This is a genomic window from Caballeronia sordidicola (assembly GCF_000729995.1).
Classification (GTDB): domain Bacteria; phylum Pseudomonadota; class Gammaproteobacteria; order Burkholderiales; family Burkholderiaceae; genus Caballeronia; species Caballeronia sordidicola_A.
This window is the reverse complement of the sequence record NZ_JNFG01000052.1, coordinates 1-11,939: the sequence shown is the minus strand read 5'-3', so window position 1 is coordinate 11,939 and position 11,939 is coordinate 1. Positions and strand designations below refer to the sequence as shown.

At 58.3% G+C, this 11,939-nt stretch carries 12 protein-coding genes; 5 read left to right on the top strand and 7 right to left on the bottom strand.

Features of this window, described 5'->3' with window-relative positions:
* The first annotated feature begins 167 nt into the window (after positions 1 to 167).
* A complete protein-coding gene (locus FH08_RS0132035) occupies positions 168 to 464 on the top strand; it encodes a type II toxin-antitoxin system Phd/YefM family antitoxin (protein ID WP_031362280.1) in 297 nt (98 codons plus the stop codon).
* Complete coding sequence (locus FH08_RS50725) at positions 418 to 720, top strand: Txe/YoeB family addiction module toxin (RefSeq protein WP_075583405.1); 303 nt, start codon at positions 418 to 420, stop codon at positions 718 to 720. The genes FH08_RS0132035 and FH08_RS50725 overlap by 47 nt, the downstream gene beginning before the upstream one ends.
* Positions 721 to 995: 275 nt before the next feature.
* Here FH08_RS50725 and FH08_RS50720 read toward each other — a convergent pair whose 3' ends face one another.
* The 7 genes from FH08_RS50720 to FH08_RS0131995 form a co-directional block, all read right to left on the bottom strand.
* A complete protein-coding gene (locus FH08_RS50720; protein ID WP_075583404.1) occupies positions 996 to 1,232 on the bottom strand; it encodes a FitA-like ribbon-helix-helix domain-containing protein in 237 nt (78 codons plus the stop codon).
* Between the two features lie 194 nt (positions 1,233 to 1,426).
* Complete coding sequence (acnA, locus tag FH08_RS0132020) at positions 1,427 to 4,144, bottom strand: aconitate hydratase AcnA (protein ID WP_031362279.1); 2,718 nt, start codon at positions 4,142 to 4,144, stop codon at positions 1,427 to 1,429.
* A gap of 72 nt (positions 4,145 to 4,216) precedes the next feature.
* Complete coding sequence (locus tag FH08_RS0132015) at positions 4,217 to 5,668, bottom strand: bifunctional 2-methylcitrate dehydratase/aconitate hydratase (protein ID WP_031362278.1); 1,452 nt, start codon at positions 5,666 to 5,668, stop codon at positions 4,217 to 4,219.
* A gap of 21 nt (positions 5,669 to 5,689) precedes the next feature.
* Entirely contained in the window at positions 5,690 to 6,217 is a 528-nt protein-coding gene (locus tag FH08_RS0132010) for a hypothetical protein (protein ID WP_031362277.1), read from the bottom strand.
* Positions 6,218 to 6,358: 141 nt separating this feature from the next.
* Complete coding sequence (gene prpC / locus FH08_RS0132005) at positions 6,359 to 7,531, bottom strand: bifunctional 2-methylcitrate synthase/citrate synthase (RefSeq protein WP_031362276.1); 1,173 nt, start codon at positions 7,529 to 7,531, stop codon at positions 6,359 to 6,361.
* Between the two features lie 30 nt (positions 7,532 to 7,561).
* The gene (locus tag FH08_RS0132000; RefSeq protein WP_031362275.1) at positions 7,562 to 8,557 is read right to left on the bottom strand and encodes an HpcH/HpaI aldolase/citrate lyase family protein; all 996 of its coding nucleotides are present in this window, start codon (positions 8,555 to 8,557) and stop codon (positions 7,562 to 7,564) included.
* A gap of 171 nt (positions 8,558 to 8,728) precedes the next feature.
* The gene (locus tag FH08_RS0131995) at positions 8,729 to 9,715 is read right to left on the bottom strand and encodes a malate dehydrogenase (RefSeq protein WP_031362274.1); all 987 of its coding nucleotides are present in this window, start codon (positions 9,713 to 9,715) and stop codon (positions 8,729 to 8,731) included.
* A 630-nt stretch (positions 9,716 to 10,345) separates the two neighbouring features.
* On the opposite strand from FH08_RS0131995, the gene FH08_RS0131990 reads away from it, so the two are divergent.
* The 3 genes from FH08_RS0131990 to sdhD all read left to right on the top strand — a co-directional run.
* A complete protein-coding gene (locus tag FH08_RS0131990) occupies positions 10,346 to 11,134 on the top strand; it encodes a GntR family transcriptional regulator (protein WP_031362273.1) in 789 nt (262 codons plus the stop codon).
* Positions 11,135 to 11,302: 168 nt separating this feature from the next.
* The gene (sdhC, locus tag FH08_RS0131985) at positions 11,303 to 11,713 is read left to right on the top strand and encodes a succinate dehydrogenase, cytochrome b556 subunit (RefSeq protein ID WP_035567608.1); all 411 of its coding nucleotides are present in this window, start codon (positions 11,303 to 11,305) and stop codon (positions 11,711 to 11,713) included.
* Positions 11,714 to 11,715: 2 nt separating this feature from the next.
* On the top strand, positions 11,716 to 11,939 hold a 224-nt coding region (sdhD, locus tag FH08_RS0131980), incomplete at its 3' end, for a succinate dehydrogenase, hydrophobic membrane anchor protein (protein ID WP_031362271.1).

Genomic DNA, 11,939 nt, shown 5'->3' with positions numbered 1-11,939 from the left:
GGGTGCTGTTCAAATGAGCTTGGATCATTGTACAAAATCATGTACAATGATAGTTCAAGGGGATTGTTTACTGCATTAGGACCGGTATAGCAATTATTGAGGCACCTTGACCATAATTGTGCCCATAAGACCGGGACGACATAACGAAGCTTCAAAAGGCAATCAACATGAACATCCTGACTTTTAGCGAAGCCCGTGCCAGCTTCAAGCAGGCACTGGATGAGGTCTGCAGAGACCACGAACCGACTGTCATCACAAGGCAGCGCGGCGAGCATGTCGTGATGATCTCGCTGGACGATTACAACAGTATGCAAGAAACACTGCATCTGTTGGGCTCGCCAAAGAACGCTGAGCGACTGCGCGAATCCATTGCTGAATTTAAAGCTGGTAAGGCCTTGATCAAGGACTTACTGAAAGATGACGCAGCAGAAAAAGGCCAAAAACAAAGCCGCGGCGGTAAATAAGTGCAAGGTAGGGTGGAGTAAGCACGCGTGGGATGACTATCTCCACTGGCAAGCGCACGACAAACGCATTCTCGATGAAATCAATGGCTTGATCGAGGAGATTTCACGAGATCCATTTAGGGGAACAGGTAAGCCGGAACCACTCAAAGGTGATCTGACCGGATTCTGGTCCAGGCGCATCACGAAGGAGGACCGTTTGGTTTATATCGTGCAGGAAGATGTGATCTACGTGATGGCTTGCCGCTATCACTACTGAAAGCGGAAAACCACGTTACGTAAGACTCTACAGAGCAGTCCAAACCGGCTGCTGATTTCATTCGAACGGGTTAAGTAGCTTGACGCCCGTTCGATCGAAGTCTTTGGTATTCCGCGTCACGATCGGTAAATTCATAAATTAAGGCGGTCGCGGCGATTACTCTGTCGGTTTCATTCCCCCGGTTCGGCACCCGCAAACGGCCTCAGAGTTGAGCGACGTGGTCATCGATCGAGATGACGTTCATCGCACAATCATTTTCGCTAATAACGTTGGTATCAATCAAATACGCGTGGCGCTCCACCTGTATCTTGAATCCGCTCGAAATCAGCGTTTTCTCCAACGTTCGGCATGCTTGCTAGCACTTCCGCCAAATTGCGTTTTTTGGGCCGGCTAAGCGCCTGGGCAAGAATTTCCCGATGCTCGGCTTCGGCGCTCCGGCCGTGCGCGGCGGCGCGTTCGCGCAGGCTGCGAACCAGCGCTTCATCTATCCCGCGAACCAGTAAATTAGCCATCGTAGTTCCTCCCATTGAATGCTATCAATGATCGCACTCAATGTTCGAAATGCAATCATTGCTATCAGAATTTGGTAGCAATCTGGAAACAAAAAAAACCCGGCCGAAGCCGGGTTCAACGTTCCCGCGCCCTGATCTCAATAGGGCGCGGTCACCTGCAAAAGCTACTGCGCAAAAGCAGAGAAGCGAAAAACTTACGCTGCCAGCAGCGAGCGCAGCACGAACGGCAGGATCCCGCCGTGCTTGTAGTAATCCACTTCAATCGGCGTATCGATACGCAGCAACACCGTCACGCGCTGCTCGCTGCCATCCTTGCGATGGATCACGAGCGTCACTTCCTGCTGCGGCTTGATATCTGACGTGAGACCTTCCAGATCGAACGTTTCTTCGCCCGTGATATTGAGCGACTGCACGCTGTCCGTGCCCTTGAACTGCAGCGGCAACACGCCCATGCCGACCAGGTTCGAACGATGGATCCGCTCGAAACTACGCGCCACGACCAGCTTCACGCCGAGCAATTGCGTGCCCTTCGCGGCCCAGTCGCGCGACGAACCCGTGCCGTACTCTTCGCCCGCGAACACGATGGTCGGCGTGCCGGCATCGATGTACTTCATGGCTGCGTCATAGATCGACAGTTCTTCGCCGCTCGGCTGGAATATGGTCACGCCGCCTTCCACGCGCGAACCGTCTGCCTTTAGCGGGATCATCAGGTTCTTGATCCGCACGTTCGCAAAGGTGCCGCGCATCATCACGTCATGGTTGCCGCGACGCGAGCCGTAGCTGTTGAAGTCGGCCTTCTGTACGCCGTTCGCCTTCAGCCACACGCCTGCGGGCGAGCTTTCCTTGATCGAACCAGCCGGGCTGATGTGATCGGTCGTGACCGAGTCACCGAAGATGCCCAGCGGCCGCGCACCCTTGACCTCAGGAATGCTGTCGGCCGGCGTCATCGAAAAGTCCTTGCCGAAGAACGGCGGCTCGGCGATGTACGTCGACTTCGGCCAGTCATACACCTGACCCGCTTCGCCTTCGATCTTGCTCCACAGGTCGCCGGTCTTCGTGAGTTCGGCGTAGTTCTTGCGGAATGCATCGGCGTCGAGCGCGTACTTCAGCAGCGCGTTGACTTCGTCGCTCGTCGGCCAGATGTCGCCGAGGAAGATGTCCTTGCCGTTCTTGCCCTTGCCGACCGGTTCCGTCATCAGGTCGACCGTCATGTTCCCGGCGATGGCGTAAGCCACAACCAGCGGCGGCGATGCCAGGAAGTTGGCGCGGATGTTCGGGTGAATGCGTGCTTCGAAGTTACGGTTACCGGACAGCACGGCGGCGGCCACAATGTCGTTCTTCGTGATCGCGTCGTTCAGTTCCGGCGTCAGGTCGCCCGCATTGCCGATACACGTCGTGCAGCCGTAAGCGGCCAGCGTGAAGCCGAGCTGGTCGAGGTACGTCAGCAGGTTGGTCTTCGTCAGGTACTCGGTGACGATTCGCGATCCCGGCGCCAACGACGTCTTGATGTGCGGCGCCACGGTCAAACCGGCTTCCACAGCCTTCTTCGCGAGCAGGCCGGCGGCAAGCAGAACGCTCGGGTTCGACGTGTTCGTGCACGACGTGATGGCGGCGATCAAGATGTCGCCGTTCTTCACATCGACCTTGTTCGTGGTCGTGTATTGCTTGTTCAGGTCGGCAGCTTTCTTGCCGAAACCGTTGTCGCTTACTGCCGCCGAGAACAGTTCGGTGAAGTTCGACTTCACGTTGCCGATTTCGATACGGTCTTGCGGACGCTTCGGACCAGCCAGCGACGGAGCAACCGTGCCGAGGTCGAGCGTAAGCGTCTTCGTGTAGTCGATGTCACCGGCCTTCGGCACGCCGAACAGGTTCTGCGCCTTGAAATAGGCTTCGAATGCCGAGATTTCTGCGTCGGTACGACCCGTGCCCTTGAAGTAATCGATGGTCTTTTCATCGACGGGGAAGAAGCCCATGGTGGCGCCGTATTCAGGCGCCATGTTGCCGATGGTCGCGCGATCCGGCAGCGACAGCGACTTCGTGCCTTCGCCGAAGAACTCGACGAACTTGCCGACAACCTTCTCTTTACGCAGCATTTCGGTAACGGTCAGCACCAGGTCGGTTGCCGTCACGCCTTCGCGGATCTTGCCCTTCAACTCAACACCCACCACGTCCGGCGTCAGGAAATACACCGGCTGGCCGAGCATGCCGGCTTCAGCTTCAATACCGCCCACGCCCCAACCCACCACGCCAATGCCATTGATCATGGTCGTGTGGCTGTCCGTGCCGACGAGCGTGTCCGGGTAATACACCGTATCGCCGTCGACCGTCTTCTTGTGCACGCCACGCGCCAGATATTCCAGGTTCACCTGGTGCACGATACCCACGCCCGGCGGCACGACCTTGAACGTATCGAAGGCTTGCATGCCCCACTTCATGAACTGGTAGCGCTCGTTATTGCGCTGGAATTCCAGCTTCATGTTCAGGTCGAGCGCGTCTTTCTGACGGAAGTAATCGATCTGCACCGAGTGATCGACCACCAGATCGACCGGCACGAGCGGTTCGATCGCCTTCGGGTCCTTGCCTGCGCGTTTTGCAACACCACGCATTGCGGCGATGTCGGCGAGCAGCGGCACGCCGGTGAAATCCTGCAGTACGACGCGCGAGACGACGAACGGGATTTCATCGGTACGATCCGCGACCGGCTTCCAGTTTGCCAGTTGCTTGATGTGCTCTTCGCCGATCTTCTTGCCGTCGTAGTTGCGCAGCACCGATTCCAGCACGATGCGGATCGACACCGGCAGGCGTTCGATCTTGACGTTCAGCGCTTTTCCGAGTGCGGGCAACGAGTAGTACTTGCCTTTGCCGGAACCGCTGTCGAATTCCTTGAGCGTTTTGTGGAGATTGTGGGCCATGTTTTTTTCCCTTGGTTTAAACGAGGAAATACCTTCGAAACGTGTGATCTAAAAACGGGTGAAGAATCCTGACTAAATCACGTACAAATCAACGTATTCATTGACCGGCATTGCTTCGAGCGTTGCCTGATCCAGCGATACCGCGAGGATCGCCTCTTGCTGCCTGGCTGGGAAACGCCGTGCCAGGTTGGTCCTGAACTTCTCGACCAGAAGGGGGATGCCGTCTTTGCGACGGCGCTTGTGTCCGATCGGATATTCGACGACCACCTCATCGAACTTCGAGCCGTCATTGAATTCGACCGTCAGCGCATTGGCGATCGAACGCTGCTCCGGATCGTGATAATCCTTCGTGAATTGCGGGTCTTCCACGCATTCCATCTTCGCGCGCAAGATGTCGATGCGCTGATCCTTTGCAACCGAATCTTCGTAGTCTGAAGCGGTCAGGCGGCCATGGATCAGTGGCACTGCGATCATGTATTGAATGCAGTGATCGCGATCGGCGGGGTTATCGAGCGGACCTTTTTTATCGATGATCCGAATCGCTGCTTCGTGCGTGCGGATCGTGATCTTCCTGATGTCTTCGACCTTCTTGCCGGTTTCCGCGAGCTTGGCGTGCAAGGTCATCGCCGCTTCCACCGCGGTTTGCGAGTGAAATTCAGCCGGGAACGAGATCTTGAAGAGCACGTTTTCCATCACGTACGAACCGTACGGGCGCTGGAACTTGAACGCGTTGCCCTTGAAGAGCACGTCGTAAAAGCCCCATGTTTTAGCGGTCAGAACCGACGGATAGCCCATTTCGCCCGTCTTCGCGATCAGCGCGAGACGCACGGCGCGCGAGGTCGCGTCGCCGGCAGCCCACGATTTGCGCGAACCGGTATTCGGCGCATGCCGATACGTGCGCAGCGAATGACCATCGACGAAGGCTAAAGAAACAGCATTGATCAACTCGTCGCGCGTCAGACCGATCATCTGACCGACCACCGCCGTTGAAGCAAGCTTCACGAGCAAAACGTGATCCAGTCCAACCTTGTTGAACGAGTTTTCGAGCGCGATACAGCCTTGAATTTCGTGCGCCTTGATCATCGCGATCAAGACGTCTTTCATCGATAGCGGCTTCTTACCGGTGGCCACCGCGTTACGCGAAAGCCAGTCGGCCGTTGCCAGAATACCGCCGAGATTGTCCGACGGATGGCCCCATTCGGCAGCCAGCCACGTGTCGTTGAAGTCGAGCCAACGGATCATCGCGCCAATGTTGAACGCAGCCTGAACCGGGTCGAGCTGGAAAGAGGTGCCGGGCACCTTGGCGCCGTTGGGGACTATCGTGCCGGGCACGATGGGTCCCATCAGCTTGGTGCAGGCGGGATAGGTTAATGCTTCGAGTCCGCAGCCGAGCGTATCGATCAGGCAGTTACGCGCCGTGTCGAGCGCAAGTGTGCTGTCGATTTTGTAGTCGAGAACGTAGTCGACGATATCGACTAGAACTCGATCCGGCTCGGGCCGGATGTTTGAAATCGGTGCGGACATCGAAAAACCTCTGGCAAAAACTTACTTGACGTTCTTGATCAGTTCGTTGGCTTGCGTCGGTGCGGGCGCGCCTGCTGCTGCCATTTCATCCGTCTTGCATTCGTCGGCGAGGCGCGAAGAGTCGCTGTCCGAGAACAACATGGCCTTGTTCGGGATCACGACGAGATCCATGCCCGTTGCTGCGTCGTGGAAGCGGTCCGCGCCGGTCGTGGTGTTTTCACGCGGCAATTGATAGTCCTTCTTCGCCCAGTGGACGGTGACGACCTGGTCACGCTTCATGTCGCCTTTCAGGTAGAAAGCCACGCCTTCGGCGCAGGACCATTTCGTCGAGCCTTCCGGGACCGGGTCCACTTTTGCTGCCGCTTTGGCTTCTGCGGCGGGTTTGCGCTTGATCAGGCGGCGTGCCGGAGCGGGGCGTTTTGCCACTGCCTTCTTGGCCGTGGTGGTGGTGGTCGTGGTTGTGGCATCTGCAGCCAGCGCGCTCGTGGTGGCGAGCATGCCCGACAGGGACAGGGCGCCAACAACGCTAGCGATCAGGAGTTTATTCATCAATGACAGCCTTTCTAAATTTCGTTTAAGTGTTCAATCAGGGCGTTTGCAGCGCCAGTTCGGGGGTGAAATGACCGCCTGCATTGACCCGTTTTGCGAAAGCACGCGCGCCGATTCGGGCTATCCGGCACACGCAGCGCGCTATTTTCGCTTATTTATAGATTGGAACTTCAGATTTTCGGGACCGGTGTAATTTGCGCTAGGCCGGATGATCTTGTTATCGATACGTTGTTCAATGATGTGGGCGCTCCAGCCCGAGGTCCGCGAGATCACGAACAACGGCGTGAACATGGCTGTAGGCACGCCCATCGCGTGGTACGACACCGCGCTGAACCAGTCCAGGTTCGGGAACATCTTCTTCGCGTCCCACATCGTTGTTTCAAGGCGCTCGGCGATCTCGTAGAGTTTGGTGTCGCCGGCTTCCTTCGCCAGTTTCTTCGCGATTTCCTTGATCACCTTGTTGCGCGGATCGGAGATCGTGTACACCGGATGACCGAAGCCGATCACCACTTCCTTCGCTTCCACGCGTCGACGGATATCGGCTTCCGCTTCGTCCGGCGTCTGATAGCGTGATTGAATGTCGAATGCGGCTTCGTTTGCGCCGCCATGCTTCGGGCCGCGCAATGCGCCAATGCCGCCGGTGATCGCCGAGTACATGTCCGAGCCCGTGCCCGCGATCACGCGGCAGGTGAACGTCGATGCGTTGAATTCGTGTTCGGCGTAGAGAATCAGCGACGCATGCATCGCATCGACCCACGACTTCGACGGTGGAACACCATGCAGCAAATGCAGGAAATGCCCGCCGATGGAATCGTCATCGGTCTCGGTTTCAATACGCCGGCCGTTATGTGAATAGTGGTACCAGTACAGCAGAATCGAGCCGAGCGAGGCCATCAGGCGGTCGGCAATATCCTTGGCGCCGGAGATGTTGTGGTCTTCCTTCTCGGGCAGCAGGGTGCCCAGTACGGAGACGCCCGTGCGCATCACGTCCATCGGGTGGGCGGATGCGGGAATCCATTCCAGAGCGGCTTTCAGGTTCGCGGGAAGGCCACGCAAACCCTTGAGCTTGGTTTTGTACGTCTTGAGTTCAGCGACGGTCGGCAGCTTGCCATGCACGAGCAGGTACGCGATCTCCTCGAACTCGGACGTCCCGGCAATATCGAGGATGTCATAGCCACGATAGTGCAAATCATTGCCCGTCTTGCCGACGGTGCACAGCGCGGTATTACCCGCCGTCACGCCTGACAGCGCGACCGATTTCTTCGGTTTGAAGCCGCCGGCAGCGGGTGCTTCTTTCTCTAACGTATCGCTCATTCGACCCAGTCTCCTGATATGTAGAACGCGTTACCTGTCTTGTGAAAAAAGCGTCTCTGCGCCCTCGGGCAGCGCCTGTGCCGACGCTTTCGCGCGGCGCAGCACCGACCAGTAATACCGATAGCTTGCGCGATCGTGCAACGTGTCCTGATACCGCGTCGGCCCCCACTGCGCGTTTTGCGCGGCTAGCAAAATCTCCGCGGCGGTTGCAATTTCATCGCTGCGCGGCAGGAAGGCATCGACGATCGGCTGGATCTGATCCGGGTGGATGCTCCACATGCGCGTGTAACCGAACTCGTTGCGGGCACGCTGGGCATCGCCCGCGACCACGCTCATGTCGCGCACTTCGGTGGAGACGTTATGCGACGCCACCTTGCCATGCGCGTGGCAAGCCGCTGCGATCTCGAGCTTCGCGCGCCGCACGAGCGGATGATCGAACTGGCCGGGCGAGCGCATGGCGGTGTCGGGGATCGCGCCGTTATGCGCCGATACAAAATCCATCAGCCCGAAACTCAGCGCTTCGACGCCAGGAAGCGCCGCAAGTTCGAAGACCTCCGCCAGCGCACCATGCGTTTCGATCAGCAGGTGGCACGGGATGGCTTGCCTGATCCCATACTCGCACCGCGACGCCTCGACGAACGCCACCATCTCGACGGCATCGAAGACGCTGCGAATCTTGGGCAGCGTGATATAGGCCGGCGCTTTTTTGGCGGCGCGCAGGATGATGCGCACGTCGTCGCGCCAGGCGCGGTTCTGGAAGTCGTGAATCCGCACGCCGACGCGGCCGAAGCGGTCTTCCTCGCTGCCGAGAAACGATGCCACCAGTTCCGCGTGCGACGCTTCCTGGCCGACTTGCGCGCCGTCCTCGCAATCGAGGGTGACGTCGAACACCGGGCCGAGCTGTGCCTGCAGGGCGAGCGATTTCCTGATCAGCTTTTCGCTTCCGGCATAGTGATCGCAAGGGGGCATCACAGCGGGTGGAACGTCGCCTTCAAACAGGACTTCGGCGGGGGTGAGAGCGCGCATCGTCGGCGTCGGGTTGCTTGTAAAGAGGGTGGAAACCGCGGATTCGGGTGGGTTCGGAGGCTGCGTCAAACTACGTCAAACGCCTTCAAACACCAAACGCACTCGAATCAGCAGCGAGCGCCAGCCTTGTGGCCAGGCGCTCGCGTGAAACGCAAAGTCTGTCAGACCCGCTTACTTGCCCAGCAGATGCGCAACGCCGTCACGCTCTTCGAGCAATTCGTTCAGCGTGCCGGTCATCTTCTCGCGCGAGAACGCGTCGATTTCCAAGCCTTCAACACGCTTGTATTCGCCGTTTTCGCACGTCACGGGAACGCCGTAGATGATGTCTTCCGGGATTTCGTACGAACCGTCAGACGGAACGCCCATGGTGACCCACTTGCCGTTCGTGCCGAGCAGCCAGTCATGCACGTGGTCGATAGCCGCGTTGGCTGCCGAGGCTGCCGACGACAAACCACGCGCCTCGATGATCGCCCCGCCGCGCTTGCCAACCGTCGGGATGAACGTGTTGCGGTTCCATTCGTCGTCGTTGATCAGCTTGGTCAGCGAGCCGCCGTCGACGGTAGCGAAACGGAAATCCGGGTACATGGTCGGCGAGTGATTGCCCCACACAGCCAGTTTTTCGATCGATGCGACCGGCTTGCCCGACTTCGACGCCAGTTGCGACAGCGCGCGGTTGTGGTCCAGACGCAGCATGGCGGTGAAGTTCTTCTTCGGCAGATCCGGCGCCGACTTCATCGCGATGTACGCGTTCGTGTTGGCCGGGTTGCCGACCACGAGCACCTTGACGTCGCGGCTGGCCACGTCGTTGAGCGCCTTGCCTTGCACCGTGAAAATTTCAGCGTTGGCGGACAGCAGGTCCTTACGCTCCATGCCCTTCGAACGGGGACGGGCGCCGACCAGCAACGCGACGTCGGCGTCCTTGAACGCGACCTTCGGGTCGTCGGTGACGACCACGCCGGCCAGCAGCGGGAACGCGCAGTCTTCCAGTTCCATGACTACGCCCTTGACGGCGGCTTGCGCCTGCGGCAGGTCGAGCAACTGAAGGATGACCGGCTGGTCTTTGCCTAGCAGGTCGCCATTGGCGATGCGAAACAGCAACGAGTAACCGATTTGACCTGCGGCGCCGGTGACGGCAACGCGCTTTGCGGACTTAGCCATTGAGAACACTCCTGAACGGTGCGTGAAACGCTAGGGGAAAACGCCATTTTAGGCGCGTTACGCGAAGCGTTGATGAAGCATGTGAATCGAACTGCGCAGGTTGCCCTGTGATTTGCCCCGCGGGTTGCCCCGCGAATTACCCCAAAATCCAATGGTGTCGCGCCTGAAGCGAGATTGTCATTGTCTTTCCGGTAGCATGCCGGCAATCGCCGTCCGACCCTCGTGCTGAGAATCCGGCTCTGTGAGCAGGGGGATTTGCGCTGGATCCTGCTGGTTCAGCGCCGCCTGTAACGTCGATGCCGCCCATACAACTCATGCCTCATGCGTCGCGTTTCCGATGGCGCGCGGGCGTTGCGAGAGCGGGGCACTGGCAGCGGCAGCGAACACGAAAGCCGTTAGGCTGAAGCGGTGAGCGGTAGGGCGATTTGGGGCGTTCTGGTGACTGGCGTTAGGCTGGCCGACGCACCGGGTGCGCCGCATGACACGTGCAGCATCCCGCAAACCCTTGCTCGCCAAGGAGTGTAGGATTCGATCAGGTCAAAGTCAACCGTATCATATGTCTTATATAAGACATAGGAATACCCGGGAAAACGCTAGACGCGACTTGACGCTTTATGATGAAATGCGCGCATGAATTCAAACCCAGCGAGCACCACGAACCCTTCCGGCGCATCCGGTGCGACGGAAATCGTGCCTGCCTCGTCGCCGACGTTCAGCCCGCTATACCAGCAGATTAAGGCCCTGATTACCCAAGGGCTTGAATCGGGCGAATGGAAGCCGGGCGAAATGATTCCCAGCGAAGTCGAACTGGCTGCCCGCTACAAGGTGAGCCAGGGGACGGTGCGCAAAGCCATCGACGAACTCGCCGCCGACAACCTGCTCGTGCGCCGTCAGGGTAAGGGCACCTTTGTTGCAACGCACAACGAAAATCACGTACAGTTCCGCTTTCTTCGGTTGCTTCCGGAAGACGGCGACCTTCATCCTCACGTGAGCCGATTGCTGGAGTGCCGCCGTTTGCGCGCACCCGCCGAGATCGCTCGCCAACTGGACCTGAAGCCGGCCGACCCGGTCGTGTGTATCAAACGCTTGCTGCAATTCGACGGCGAAACCACCGTCTTCGACGAAATCTGGCTACCCGGCGCGGTTTTCCGCGGGCTGACGGCTGAGCGCCTGGCGGATTACAAAGGCCCGCTTTATGCGATGTTCGAAGCGGAATTCGGTACGCGCATGATCCGGGCATCGGAGAAAATAAGGGCCGTGGGCGCGGACGATGAAGTCGCCGAATTGCTTGGCGTTGCCCCCGGGTCGCCGTTATTGTCGGTTGAGCGGGTGTCGTACACGTATGGCGACCGGCCGGTGGAAGTGCGGCGCGGGTGGTATGTCACGAACGGTTATTACTATCAAAACGATTTGAGTTGAAGCAGCAGTTAAAACGGGACGTGGACGGCTCTGCGGCGAACCTCAAGGGGTGCCTTAGAGCCTTTCTCACGCGATTGGCAATAGCCTCTTGCGCGGCATTTCGCTGCAGCGCGATATAAAAAGGCGCTAAAATCGCGGACTAGTGTGATAACAAAGTTGGGGTCTAGCATGGCTGAAGCCGCAAAAAAACCAAGACCTGAGTACCGGAATATCGGAATCGCTCAGCTAGCAACCTACCGCTTGCCACTAGCGGGAAAGGTTTCAATTCTTCATCGCATCAGCGGTCTGCTGTTGTTCATATCGCTGCCGTTTCTGCTGTATCTGCTGGACCAAAGCCTCACGTCGGAGATCAGCTTCGACGCCTTCAAGGGCTTTCTCGCCAATCCCCTCATCAAGATCGTCGTCCTCGTGCTTTCGTGGTCCTTCCTGTTCCACTTTTGCGCCGGCATCCGCTTTCTGCTGCTCGATACCCATCGCGCAGTGAGCAAGGAAGGCGGCAAGCAGACGTCCATCGTCGTGCTCGCGGTGTCATCTCTGCTGACAATCGTCGTTGCGCTTAAACTCTTCGGAGCCTTCTGAGAATGGCAGCGAATAACAACAATCGAATCGGTCCCAAGCGCTTGGTCGTTGGCGCGCACTACGGCTTGCGCGACTGGTTGGCGCAACGCATTACCGCCGTTGTGATGGCTCTCTACACGCTGGTGCTGCTGTTCTGGTTCTTCGGCGCGCGTGATTTTTCGTATGACGGCTGGGCCTCCATTTTCGCCATGCAATGGATGAAGCTCGCCACCTTTGTCGCCTTGCT